The sequence below is a fragment of the Ochrobactrum sp. SFR4 genome (assembly GCF_019730395.1).
In the GTDB taxonomy this organism is placed as follows: Bacteria; Pseudomonadota; Alphaproteobacteria; order Rhizobiales; family Rhizobiaceae; genus Pseudochrobactrum.
Genome location: NZ_JAAPBB010000004.1, coordinates 135,321 through 148,333, shown reverse-complemented (window position 1 = coordinate 148,333; position 13,013 = coordinate 135,321). Strand labels below are relative to the sequence as shown.

General features: G+C 53.3%; 8 protein-coding genes. 7 read left to right on the top strand and 1 reads right to left on the bottom strand.

The features are described from left to right. Positions 1–154: 154 nt before the first annotated feature. The 6 genes from HBA93_RS06615 to HBA93_RS06590 are packed head-to-tail and all read left to right on the top strand — an operon-like array spanning position 155 to position 6,226. Positions 155–1,234 (top strand): ABC transporter permease, encoded by a 1,080-nt coding sequence (locus HBA93_RS06615; protein WP_121993015.1) that lies wholly within the window; start codon positions 155–157, stop codon positions 1,232–1,234. An 8-nt stretch (positions 1,235–1,242) separates the two neighbouring features. After that, positions 1,243–2,169 carry a nickel transporter permease gene (nikC, locus tag HBA93_RS06610; protein ID WP_022712533.1) on the top strand — a complete coding sequence of 309 codons (927 nt, stop codon included), beginning with the start codon at positions 1,243–1,245 and terminating at the stop codon, positions 2,167–2,169. A gap of 18 nt (positions 2,170–2,187) precedes the next feature. Next, a complete protein-coding gene (locus tag HBA93_RS06605) occupies positions 2,188–3,051 on the top strand; it encodes an ABC transporter ATP-binding protein (RefSeq protein WP_122010244.1) in 864 nt (287 codons plus the stop codon). Positions 3,052–3,062: 11 nt separating this feature from the next. Beyond that, the gene (locus tag HBA93_RS06600; protein WP_221722759.1) at positions 3,063–3,836 is read left to right on the top strand and encodes an ABC transporter ATP-binding protein; all 774 of its coding nucleotides are present in this window, start codon (positions 3,063–3,065) and stop codon (positions 3,834–3,836) included. A 15-nt stretch (positions 3,837–3,851) separates the two neighbouring features. Beyond that, positions 3,852–4,853 (top strand): serine hydrolase domain-containing protein, encoded by a 1,002-nt coding sequence (locus HBA93_RS06595; protein ID WP_221722758.1) that lies wholly within the window; start codon positions 3,852–3,854, stop codon positions 4,851–4,853. 5 nt (positions 4,854–4,858) lie between these two features. Then, the gene (locus tag HBA93_RS06590; RefSeq protein WP_221722757.1) at positions 4,859–6,226 is read left to right on the top strand and encodes an MmgE/PrpD family protein; all 1,368 of its coding nucleotides are present in this window, start codon (positions 4,859–4,861) and stop codon (positions 6,224–6,226) included. Here the strand turns inward: HBA93_RS06590 and HBA93_RS06585 are convergent. Beyond that, positions 6,207–7,133 carry a LysR family transcriptional regulator gene (locus tag HBA93_RS06585; protein WP_121993019.1) on the bottom strand — a complete coding sequence of 309 codons (927 nt, stop codon included), beginning with the start codon at positions 7,131–7,133 and terminating at the stop codon, positions 6,207–6,209. The two genes, HBA93_RS06590 and HBA93_RS06585, sit on opposite strands and share 20 nt — an antisense overlap. Before the next feature lie 338 nt (positions 7,134–7,471). Here HBA93_RS06585 and HBA93_RS06580 point away from each other — a divergent pair, with 338 nt between their 5' ends. Then, complete coding sequence (locus HBA93_RS06580) at positions 7,472–12,973, top strand: alpha-2-macroglobulin family protein (RefSeq protein ID WP_221722756.1); 5,502 nt, start codon at positions 7,472–7,474, stop codon at positions 12,971–12,973. Positions 12,974–13,013: the final 40 nt, after the last annotated feature.

Here is a 13,013-nt window from a genome sequence, read left to right as displayed (position 1 = left end):
CGCTTGCATTGCGGCGGCAGGTAACTTCCGGAACTGATATTCCGGCATTCAGTCAGGTTTGCAGCACATTCTCTTTATTTTACCGGCACCTTTGCGGTGCTGAAAGCCGTGTGCTGCAAATTCTCCTTTTCCCGATATTGACGGAAACATTGCCATGACGACGCCCGAAACTTTGCAAGATACGGAGTTTGACAATGAGGTCTATCATGAACCTCATCCCGTTCTTCTCTTTCTCGCCGCCGCCGCACGCCTGATCATTTCCGTGGCGATTACGCTGCTTGGTCTGGTCACGCTGACTTTTTTCATCAGCCGTCTTTTGCCGCTTGATCCGGTGATCGCGATGCTGGGAGATAATATCTCTCAGGAAGCCTATGATACGATGTATCGTAAGCTTGGTCTCGATCAGCCGTTGATCGTGCAATATGGTCTTTATATTAAAAATGCCGTGATGTTTGATTTCGGCAATGCGCTGACCTCCGGCCGTCCTGTGCTGGAAGATATCGGCCGCGTATTCCCTGCCACCATCGAATTGGCAACCGTTGCGATTATCATCGGTACCGGCTTTGGTATTCCGCTTGGCGTGTTCTCGGCAATGTACCGCAATTCGCCGCTGGATCATCTGGTGCGTATGCTCAGCCTGCTCGGTTACTCCACGCCGAACTTCTGGCTCGGCTTAATGGCTCTGCTGGTATTCTATGCCGGTCTCGGCTGGATCGGTGGTCCGGGTCGTATTGATTTCATTTATGAATTCTCTGTTGAACCGACAACCGGCTTCCTGCTGCTCGATAGCGCGATGCAGGGGCAGTGGGATGCATTTGGCAATGCCTTCAGCCATATCATCATGCCTGCGCTCATTCTGGCGTTCGGTTCCATGGCCTATATCAGCCGTATGACGCGCGGTTTCATGATCGAGCAGCTCAATCAGGAATATATCATCACCGCCCGCGTGAAAGGCCTGTCATGGTCGCGCACTGTTTGGGGACATGCATTCCGCAATGTCGCCGTGCAGGTAGTGACGGTTGTTGCCCTGTCCTATGCGTTCCTGCTTGAAGGCGCCGTGCTGACAGAAACCGTGTTCGCATGGCCGGGTTTTGGCCGCTATCTCACCAATGCTCTGATGGCCGGTGATATGAATGCTGTGGTCGGCTGTACGCTGATCGTGGGTATTCTCTTCGTTGTCATCAATCTGATCAGTGATCTGCTTTACCGCGTCTTTGATCCGCGTACACGATAGGTGCTCTCATGACTGATACTTCCAATTCCGCACCTAACACTTCGTCATTCCGTGAATGGCTGCGTGCGCCGGTGCCTTCTTCCGCCCTTCAGGCCAATGTGCAGCAATTGCGCCGCTCCTGGCTGAAGCTTCTGACCAACACATCCGCAGTTTTCGGCCTGTTCGTTATTCTGTTGCTGGTGGCTGTGGCGATCTTCGCGCCTTATATCGCGCCTTATGATATCGGCGCCAATAATCTGGCCAATCGTCTGCAACCGCCGTCATGGGCGCATTATTTCGGTACCGATGAGCTGGGACGCGATATTTTCAGCCGTCTGGTCTATGGTTCACGGATTACGCTGTATATCGTGACGCTGACAGCCATTATCGCTGCGCCAATCGGCCTGATTGTTGGCACCACTGCCGGTTATATGGGCGGTTGGGTTGATACAGCGCTGATGCGTATTGTTGATATTTTCCTTGCATTTCCAAGTCTTGTTCTGGCGCTGTCTTTTGCTGCGGCGCTCGGACCCGGCATTGAGAACGCGGTGATTGCGATCTCGCTGGCTGCATGGCCGCCGATTGCCCGTTTGGCACGTGCGGAAACACTAACTATCCGCTCGTCCGACTATGTGGCAGCAATCCGCTTGCAGGGTGCTTCCACCATGCGTGTGATCTGGCATCACGTTGTGCCGATGTGTATCCCGTCGGTGGTGATCCGCATTACCCTCAATATGTCGTCGATTATTCTCACAGCCGCCGGCCTTGGCTTCCTCGGTCTCGGTGCGCAGCCGCCAAGCCCTGAATGGGGTGCGATGCTCTCCAGCGGCCGTGAATTCATGATGACCTCGTGGTGGCTTGCAGCCATGCCCGGTTGTGCCATTCTGCTCGCCAGCCTTGCCTTCAACCTGTTTGGTGACGGTCTGCGCGACGTGCTTGACCCGCGTAACGGATAAGAGGAACGGATAAATCAAATGACCAAACCTCTGTTAGAAGTTGAAGACCTGTGGGTGTCCTTTCCGGGTGTTGACCGCTCAATCGATGTGGTGCGTGGCATCAGCTTTTCCATCGGGCGCGAGAAAGTCGGTATCGTAGGGGAGAGCGGTTCGGGTAAATCCATGACCGGTCGCTCAATCCTCAAACTGACCCCGAAAGCGGCACAGATCAAAGCCAAAAAACTGCAATTCGGTGATGTGGATTTGCTGGGTGCCAGTGAGCGCCAGATGCGCTCGGTACGCGGCAATAAAATCTCGATGATTTTGCAGGATCCGAAATATTCGCTCAATCCGCTGATCCGTATCGGCGATCAGATCATGGAAGCCTACCGGCTGCATCATCGGGTGAATAAGCAGGAAGCCCGCCAGCGCACACTGACCATGCTGGAAGCCGTGCATATCCGTGATGCGGAACGGGTGATGAACCTGTTCCCGCATGAGATTTCCGGCGGTATGGGGCAGCGTGTGATGATCGCGATGATGCTGATCCCTGAACCGGATATGATTATCGCAGATGAGCCGACCTCGGCGCTGGACGTGACTGTGCGCCGCCAAGTGTTGACTGTGCTGGATGAACTGGTGAGCCGTTCCGGCACCGGCCTGATGTTTATCAGTCATGACCTCAATCTGGTGGCGGATTTTTGCGATCGCGTGCTGGTGATGTATGCCGGTCGCATCATGGAAGATCTGCCTGCCAAAGAACTGCACAAAGCGCAGCATCCTTATACGCAGGCTCTGCTTGCCAGCCTGCCGCGTCTCGACCATCCAGTGGATATGCTGAAAGTGCCGGAGCGTGATCCGAGCTGGCTTTCAGGTGCGACACTCAGCGGAGGTCAGAAATAATGGCGGATATCATGAGTGAAAAGACTAAGCCGCTGGTTGATGTGTCCGACCTGTCTGTCAGCTTCGGCAAGGGGCGCAAGCGCTCGACAGTGGTCAAGAAAGCCCGTTTTCATATTGCCCGTGGTGAGGCCTATGGTCTGATCGGGGAATCCGGTTGCGGAAAGTCCACAATCCTGCGCGCATTGGCTGGCCTGATCCCGCATTATACCGGCAATTTTAGCTTCGACGGTACATTGCTGTCCGGAGAGCGGGACAAGTCGTTCTTCCGCCGCGTGCAGATGGTGTTTCAGGATCCTTATGCTTCGCTGCATCCGCGCAAGATGGTGCATAAAGTGCTGGCGGAATCCCTGACCATTCACGGTATGGATCGCAAGGAAGAGCGTATCCGCGATGTGCTGACAGCTGTCGGTCTGGGACCAAGCTTCATGTATCGCTATCCGCATGAATTGTCGGGTGGTCAGCGTCAGCGTGTGGCGATTGCCCGTGCGCTTATTATCGAGCCGGAAGTGCTGTTGCTGGACGAGCCGACCTCGGCGCTGGACGTTTCTGTTCAGGCTGAAATTCTCAATCTGCTCAAAACCCTGCGCCGTGAACGCGGTCTGACCTATCTGATGGTCAGCCATGATCTGGCGGTGGTTGCGCATATTTGTGAGCGGGTCGGTGTGATGCACAAAGGCATTATTCTGGAAGAACTGACGGCAGATGATCTGCGTCAGTCCCGAGCCAGTGCGCCGTACACGCAGGAATTTTTGCAGGCCAGTGTTGAGGCCGTGGCGCATAATTAAACTGGGGGAAGAGATATGAGTTATCAGCATGCGGCCAATCCGGCGGCTGAATGGGAGTGGGTGCAAAACCCTTCTCAGTCCGGTTGGTCTGAAGCGGGTCTGCAGGCGGTTGAAGCCTGCGCTGAGAGCCAAGAGACCGATGCACTGATGATCGTGCAGAGCGGCAAGATCATCTACACCTATGGCGATATTACCCATAAATATCTCTGCCATTCGATCCGCAAAAGCATTCTCGCTGCCTTGATGGGGCAGGATGTGGCGGATGGTACGATTGATCTGAGCCTGACGCTTGAACAACTCGGCATCGACGACAATGACGGTTTGAGCGAAGTTGAAAAACAAGCAACTGTCTATGACCTGCTGACCGCACGTTCCGGTATTTATCATGCAGCGGGTTATGAAACACCGTGGATGCGCATGATCAAGGAGAAGCGCCACTCCCATGCACCGGGCACCTTCTGGTGCTACAATAACTGGGATTTCAATGCGCTGGGTACGATTTTTGAACAGCTGACCGGTAAGACCGTGCATCAGGCTTTTGAAGAGCGTATTGCCAAACCGCTGCAATTTGAAGATTTTTCGCTCAAGGGCAATAAGCCGGATGGCTGGCACGACCGTTTCACCGAGAGCCGCCATGCAGCTTATCCGTTCCGTCTGTCAACACGCGATCTGGCACGTTTCAGCCAGCTATACTTACGTCATGGCCGCTGGAACGGTGAAGATGTGCTGCCGAAAGGCTGGGCGCAGGAATGCGTGATGCCTTATTCTGATGCCGGAGCACGGGGCGGTTATGGCTATATGTGGTGGCTGGAGCGTGATGGTGTATTTTTCCCGGGCGTGGTAACACCGAAGGGCACTTATGCAGGCTTTGGTGCGGGCGGACATTTTTGCATTACTATTCCGGCACTGGATATGGTGATTGTGCATCGGGTGGATACGGATATTGCCGGTCGCCAGCTCAACCGGCACAAATTCGGCCGCCTGCTGAAACTGATCTTCGACGCATTTCAGGGATGAGGGAAATGCGGGAGGAGGAAGTGACGGTTGCCGGAGCGATTGCACAGATTTGCGCAAGGCCGGTAACCACTGCAAAAGCGCGTCTGCTGGCGCGCGATGCGATTATTGACACGCTGGCCTGTATGGTGGCAGGCCGAGATGATCTGAGCACTAAAACAGTGTTTGAGGCTTTTGCTCAGACCGGCAGCGCGGGAGAGGCGCTGCTGGTAACCGGCGAAAAATCAAGTCCGATTGTGGCGGGACTGGTGAACGGCACGGCCGCTCATGCGCTGGATTATGATGACAACTTTCTGCCCGGTATGAGTCATGCTTCAGCGGTGATTGTACCGGCTCTGCTGGCTGTCGCGGATTTTGAAAAAGTGTCCGGTACACAACTGATTGATGCCTATCTGGCAGGTCTTCAGGCGCAGGCGCTGATTGGCAATGGTGTCGGGCAGGCGCATTATACTGCCGGATGGCATGGCACTTCGACTATTGGCAGTATCGGTACTGCTGCAGCAGTGGCACATCTGCTTGGTCTGAATGAAGAGGCAACAGCGCGGACAATCACCATTGCTGTCAGCTATGCATCCGGCACCAAAGGCCAGTTTGGTACGCTGATCAAACCATTCCATGCGGGTATGGCTGCACGAAATGCTGTGGAGGCTGCATTGCTGGCCAAGGCGGGCATGCAGGCACGACCTGACATTCTGGAGGGCGCACAGGGCTTTCATAGTCTGTTTGCCGGAGATCAGCGCCGCGGCTGGAAAACTGATATTATGGCCGACACTACAGATCATATTATTGAGACTGCAGGGGTGATGCCGAAGAAACATCCGTGTTGCGGCTCAACCCATCTGATTGTCGACGGCTTGCTGGATTTGATGCGTGAACATCGCTTCACAGCAGAGGATGTGGAAAGTGTCGAGGCGCTGGTCGGTATCGCCAATTACCGCAATCTGACCTATCCGCTACCGGTTGATGAAATGCAGGCACGTTTTTCCATGCAATATTGCGTGGTGAGAGCTTTGCGGGCAGGGCATTTGAGCCTTGCTGATTTCACACCGCAAGCTGTGCAACATTATGCGGGAGATACGCTTCTGCCCTGTGTGACAATGCTGAGCTACAGCGCGGATGAAGAGCGGATTGCGCAGGATAAGCTTCCACATGTTGTGACAATAAAATTACATGACGGACGTGTGCTGAGGGCATCGCGTAATTATGCTGCAGGCGGTTTGCAGGAGCCGTTTACCGATGCCGACCGTTTCGGGAAGTTCATGGATTGCTGCGGTGCATTGGATAATGCTGCCGGTATTTATGAAAATCTTCTGGCACTGGACAGCGCAAAAGACCTGAAAACACTGAAATTATTGTTTAATTCTGCCACCAGTTAATATCTTTGGCGGCGAGTGCCGATGCGCGCCGCCAGAAACGCTCGGCATAATCCGTACGGAAGCGCTGGGAGCGGTAGACGCGGATTTCCACATCCAGATCATAGTCTTTAGCGCCTGCGCGTACCAGAATACCGCGTTTCCATTCATCCGGCATCAGGCTTTGCGGAATCCATGCTACGCCCTGACCGGACACCGCCATGGCTTTCAATCCGACGGCCATGCCGTTTTCATAAACCATATTGAGATTGAGGCCGCGACGCTCGACAAGCGGATCGAGAACCTGCGCAAAAAATGTAGTGTCCCGATAACGCAGATATTCTGTCGGGAGTGTGTGGCTTTCCAGCCGGTGCAAAGCTTCGCCCGAGGCATCTGCCGCTGAAACCGGTATCACCTGTTCATGCCCAAGTGACAGATAAGGGAAGTTTTTCAGATCATCCATCTGACTGACTAACGGATGGGAATAGGTCAGCAGAAAATCACAGTTGCCATTGAGTAATGTTGAAACATTGCCAAGAAAAGACGGGTGCGGATCAGAAAAACGGGTTCGGAAATTATCGCCGTTTTTTTCAATCTGCGCCATCAATGCCGGAAAGAAAGTCAGCGACAGAGTATTGAGTGTTGCGAAAGACAGCACTTCCATCATCGGCGTGTAGCGTGCGCTCAGTTCGTCACGGGCATGGGTGAGAAGGCCGACCGCATCATGCGCACGCAACAGAAAACTCTGTCCGGCAAGGGTCAGACGAATGGGATAAGTGGAACGGTCAATCAGCGGTACACCGACCCAGGCTTCAAGCTGTCTGATCCGGCGTGAAAGCGCGGATTGTGTAACATGCCGCTCATTCGCCGCGCGGGAAAAATTTAAGTGTTGTGACAGGCAGAGAAAATCTTCGAGCCACTTCAATTCCATAGATGCATTCCGCACTAAGTATGCCGCAGTTAAATGGTATCACTCAACGTCTGCGAACATGTGACAAACTAAAAAATCCAGAGCGAGCGCGGTGGGTGCAATCAAATACAACTCGCTCTGGCACTTCATGTGTCTTAACGACTTGTTTCCTCTTTAGAATAAAAACCGGGCATGGTCATCCAAAATTTATGATACTGAATTAGTGATGCAGCATGTATTGTCACATCTGATCTGTAAAATGCTTTCTCTATCTGTTGTTCTGACAGCTTGCCTGACTTGACAAGTGTGCTCTGACAAGTTTCATGCTGAGTTCAAATTTAATTGACCGGAGAATCCCGATGTCGATGCGTACTGTCTTTGCAGGCCTGATATTGTCTGCTGCGCTTTCACTGTCTGCCCAAAGCTCCATAGCACAGACTGCTCAAAACGGAACAAGGGCGATTGAAACAACGCAAAACGGTGATTACCCCGGTTTTGATTTGCGTACTGTTAAGGATGTCGGCCTTGATCAGTGTGAGGATATTTGTCTGAAAGATCAGGAATGCCGCGCTTTTACCTATAATGTGAAGGCGAAATGGTGCTTCCTGAAGTCTGATTATAATCAGCTCAACGCTTTTGAAGGTGCTGTGGCCGGTAAAGTGCTTGATGCTGCCGCTGCAGAAGCGGAACTCGCCGCACCTGCACCGATTACCTTTGTTCCGGCCAGTGTTCTGGATGAAGCACGTACCTATCGTAATCAGTTGAACAGCGGTGAGAAACTTTCCGGTGATGTCAGCAAATTATTGCGCGCTGCCCAAAGAAATTATGAATCCGGCAGTGTTTCTTCATCCGTAATCGATTTTGCCAGCATCGTGCCTGTTGCAAAAGAAAACAGTGCTGTCTGGATGGGCTTGAGCCGCGCGACACTTGGTTCGGCACAAAGCAACGATGCCAATTGGCAGATCAAGCGCGCAGCCACATCCTCAGCTATTATTGCCTATCAGCTCAGCCGTACGGTTTCCGATCGTGCTGAAGCTTTGAGCAATCTGGCGAAGGCGCTGGAATTGCGGGATAATTTCCGCCCTGCTATCGACAGTTATAAAGCCAGTCTTGCGCTGCAAAATTCTGCTGCGGTCAGTGCTGCCTATGAAGACCTGCGTACGCGTAAAGGCTTCCGCGTCGTCGATCATACGGTGGACAGCGACAGTGCCAATCCGCGTATTTGTATTCAGCTTTCAGAAACTCTGATGAAAAGCGGCATTGATTACGCTTCGTTCGTAACGGTTGATGATGCAAGCCCGAAAGGCCTGGAAGCGAAAGAGAAGCAAATCTGTATTGAGGGTTTGCAGCATGGTAAAAATTACCGCATCGGTGTCCGTTCGGGTCTGCCTGCCGCGATAGGCGAAATGATTGAAACGCCGGTTGCGCTGAATGTTTATATCCGTGACCGTGCGCCGACTGTGCGTTTCAACGGCGATGCATTTGTGCTGCCAAGCACCATGCGCCGGGGTATTCCTGTTGTCAGCATCAATGTGAAAACCATTGATCTGGAAGTTTATCGCGTCGGCGAACGGGCTCTTACCCAGTCGATGGATGGTATCAGTTTCTTCGGCCAGCTTGACGGTTATGCCACATCGCAGATCGTAAGCACGCTGGGTGAAAAAGTTTACACCGGCAAGCTGGATGTTGAGAGCGAGCTGAACAAGGAAATCGTCTCATCCTTCCCCGTGGATGAAGCACTGCCGAAGCGTAAGCCCGGCATCTATATTATGACAGCTAAAGCTGAAGGCGATCGTTCGGAATATTGGTCATCGCAGGCGACACAGTGGTTTCTGGTGTCAGATACCGGTCTTGCAACTTTTGCCGGTGAAGACGGGCTGAATGTTTTTGCCCGTTCTCTTGCAACAGCCAAACCGCTGAGCGGGGTGGAACTGCAATTGCTGGCGGCGAATAATGAAGTTCTGGGTACGGCAACAACGGACAGCGATGGTCGTGCAACCTTTACCGCCGGTCTGATGCGCGGCACCGCAGCGATGGCGCCTGCTATTCTGACTGCGCGCTCCAAGGGCAATGGCGATGAGGAAGATTATGTTTTCCTTGATATGAAACGTGCAGGTTTTGACCTCTCGGATCGTGGTGTAACCGGTCGTCCTGCTCCGGGTGCGCTGGATGTTTATGGCTGGACCGAGCGTGGTATTTACCGCCCGGGTGAAACCGTTCATGCTGCCGCGCTGGTACGTGACGGTGCTGCAAAAGCTGTTGAAAATCTGCCGCTGACTTTCTCCTTCCTGCGTCCGGATGGTGTGGAAGACCGTGCGATTGTCAGTACTTCGCAGGCTGCCGGTGGTCATGCCGTGGACTTGCCGCTGGCAGACAATGCCATGCGCGGTACATGGACATTGCGTATCCTGAGCGATCCGAAAGCCACGCCGCTGTCTGAAAAACAGTTTCTGGTTGAGGATTTTGTGCCAGACCGTACGGAATTTGACCTGACATCGGATGTGAAGGAAATCCGTGCCGGTGATGAGGCTGTGGTCAAAGTAGACGGCCGTTATCTTTACGGTGCGCCTGCTGCCGGTCTGACACTGGAGGGTGAAGTTAATATTCGCCCGACACGCACATGGGATCTGTTTCCGAAATATGTTTTTGGTCTGGCCGATGAGGATCAGCCTGAAGATACACGCATCACACTGGATGATCTGCCGGAACTGGATGAGCAGGGCAAAGCCGAGATTCCTGTGCTGCTGAATGATCTGCCGGCAACAACACAGCGTCTGAATGCGGATATTGTTGTGCGCATGCGTGAAGGCGGCGGTCGTGCGGTTGAGCGCAAGCTGACTTTGCCGGTTGCATCTGACAGCGCCATGATCGGTATCAAACCGGAATTCGACAGTGACAACCTGCCTGAAAACAGCAATGCACAGTTCTCGGTGATTGTCAGCGATGCTGATGGCAAGCGTGTGACTGAAGAAGGTATGGAATGGTCGCTGGTTAAGGTCGAGCGCCATTATCAGTGGTATCGCAGCGGCAGCTCATGGAACTATGAGCCGGTGAGCTATACGAAGAAAGTCGCCGACGGCACTGTTTCTGTTGATGAACAGACTGCAGGCAGCATTCAGGTGCCTGTGGAATGGGGACGCTATCGTCTTGAGATCGCGACCTCTGACCCTGATGGTCCGCAGAGCAGCATTGAATTTGATGCCGGCTGGTATGTTGAAGCACGTTCGACTGAAACACCTGATGGTCTGGAAGTTGCGCTTGATAAAGATATCTATAAAGACGGCGAAACCGCAAAACTGAAAGTCTCTCCGCGTTTTGCCGGTGAGTTGCTGGTCACTGTTGGTGCAGACAGCCTGCTGATGACCAAAACGGTTTCTGTTCCTGCTGAGGGTGCGGAAGTTGAAATTCCGGTCAGCGGCGAATGGGGTGCCGGTGCTTATATTACCGCAAGTCTCTATCGTCCCGGTGAAGCACAGGAAAGCCGTATGCCTGCCCGTGCCATCGGTATCCGCTGGCTGGCTGTTGATCCGGCAGAGCGCAAGCTTTCAGTGCGGATTGAAGCGCCGGAAAAAACCGAACCGCGTCAGGCTCTGACGATTCCGGTTTCAATCGGTGGTTTGAAATCCGGCGATCAGGCCTATGTCATGATCTCGGCTGTGGATGTGGGCATTCTTAACCTGACCAATCACAAACCGGCCGATCCGGCTGGCTGGTATTTTGGTCAGCGTCAGCTCGGCCTTGAAATCGGTGATCTTTACGGGCGTCTGATTGACGGTTCACTCGGCACGATGGGGCGTCTGCGTACCGGTGGTGACGGTGCACAAATGGCTGCGGAGGGCTCGCCGCCAACCGAAAAACTGGTGGCATTCTTTGCCGGTCCTGTTGAAGTCGGTGCTGATGGCAAAGCCAATGTCAGCTTTGATATTCCGCAATTCAACGGTACTGCGCGGATCAGCACTGTAGCCTGGACAAAAACTGCGGTCGGCAATGCACAGTCGGATGTTATCATCCGTGATCCGGTTGTTATTACAGCCGCATTGCCTAAATTCATGGCACCGGATGATCAGGCGCAGTTGCGTCTTGATATTGCCAATACGGATGGTCCTGCCGGAAATTACACTGTGAGCGTGGCAAGTTCCGGTCTGGTCTCTGTTCCTCAGGAGCAGGCACCGGCATCAGTGACATTGGCACAGGGCGAAAAGAAATATCTGACACTGCCGCTTAAAGCAGAGCGTGCAGGGACTGAAGCACTGACAGTACAGCTGACTCATGAAAGCGGCTTGAGCATTTCGCAGGATCTGATCCTGCCGGTGCGTGCATCGTCTTTGCCGGAAACGACGCGTAAAGAAGTAACACTTGCTGCTGTTAATGGTTCTCTTATTATCAATAAGGAGCTGCTTGCCGGTCAGCGGATGGATGGCGCTTCAGTCAGTATCAATATTTCCAATGCATCCGGCTTTGATATTCCGGGCTTGCTGACATCGCTTGACCGCTATCCTTATGGCTGTACTGAACAGACAACCAGCCGTGCCTTGCCATTGCTCTATATGAGCGAATTGGCCAAACAGGCCGGTATGGCAATGCAAGACAGTGAAGCAGAATTGCGCGAGCGTATTCAGGAAGCTATTTATAAGGTTCTGAATAATCAGTCCTCTTCCGGCAGCTTCGGTCTCTGGTCACCAGATAGCGGTGATCTGTGGCTCGATGCCTATGTGGCAGACTTCCTGACCCGTGCGCGCGAGCAGAAATTTGATGTTCCTCAGCAACCGATGATTTCGGCACTGGATAATCTGCAAAATGCGCTGTCTTACGATGTTTCGATCAAGGATAACGGCAATTCGATAGCCTATGCTTTCTATGTCTTGTCGCGTAACCGCCGTGCATCCATTGCAGATCTGCGTTACTATGCGGATACCCGTCTGGATGAGTTCGAAACGCCGCTGGCACGTGCTCAGCTCGGTGCAAGCCTTGCACTTTATGGTGATGGTGCACGCTCGGAGAAAGCTTTTGCTTCGGCCTTCCGTCTTGCCAATAAGGGAAGCATCTCCTGGGCGCGTTCGGACTACGGTTCGAATCTGCGTGACGGCGCGGCCATTCTGGCTCTTGCTGCAGAAAGCCGTCCGGTACCGAGCATTGTACCGGAACTGGTAAAAATGGTAGGCGGTCTGAGTAATGAGACACGCTATACCAGTACGCAGGAACAGGCATGGCTGTTGCTGGCTGCGCGCGGTCTGAAGGACGAAGATGCCAATCTGACCTTGCTGCTTAATGGTGAGGCCCGTCAGGGGGCTTTGTCAGAGCGTCTGACAGGTGAACAGCTCGAAGCCGCACCGGTGACGGTGGGCAATACCGGTGACAGGCCGGTGACGGCTGTGATTACAACTGTTGCTTCGCCGGAGGAAGCGCCGTCGGCAGGTGGTGACGGCTTCAGCATCGGGCGCAGCTATTACACTCTGGACGGTGAAGAGGTCAGTGTTTCTGAAGCAAAACAGAATGAACGCTATGTGGTTGTTCTGAAGGTGGCGGAATCGAATAACTGGGCTTCCCGTGTGCTGGTGACGGATTTGCTTCCGGCCGGATTTGAAATTGATAATCCGCGTGTTGTGAATAGTGCGGATCTGAGCAATTTCGGCTGGCTGGGTGATACGACCGTTGCCCATAGCGAATTCCGCAGTGACCGTTTTGTTGCGGCATTCAACAGTAACGGCGGCAACGCCCGTGAATATACAGTTGCATATATTGTGCGGGCAGTGACACCGGGAACCTATGCGCATCCGGCACCATTTGTGGAAGATATGTATCGTCCGCAATATTTTGCCCGTGGTGCAGCCTCTATGATGCAGGTACAGCCTGCTAATTAAGTAGCTTTGACAGAGCAATGAAAAAGCCCCGCCTGATTGT